This window comes from Oleiphilus sp. HI0079, from assembly GCF_001635105.1.
The window spans coordinates 1-290 of sequence record NZ_LWFT01000281.1 but is presented as its reverse complement, the minus strand read 5'-3'; the positions used below and the strand labels follow the sequence as shown (position 1 = coordinate 290).

Below are 290 nucleotides of genomic sequence, written 5' to 3'. Positions count from 1 at the left end.
TATAGTTAGCGCCCCACTCCGGAAACCGAATATTACGTGTATACACCATTGGCAACAGAGTATTGTAGACAGGTGAGCCAGACTGAAAGAAGCTTCGTTTTTCAGGTTTGAAGGGATTAAAGGGATTGTTAATACTATCTCTGGCAATATCTGACTCGACCTCTGTAAAGTTCGGGTTAACCGTCAAGCCCAAGGTTTTATTGGTGCCAAAACGCACCTTTGCATCCACGCCAAACTCATTAATGTCGTAATTGCTAGACTGTTCAAACTCGGGATCACCTGGGTCACGC

Annotated in this window: 1 protein-coding gene; it reads right to left on the bottom strand. The window is 44.8% G+C overall.

Features of this window, described 5'->3' with window-relative positions:
* A partial coding sequence (locus A3750_RS25820) for a hypothetical protein (protein ID WP_231871703.1) occupies nucleotides 1-290 on the bottom strand: 290 nt, incomplete at both ends.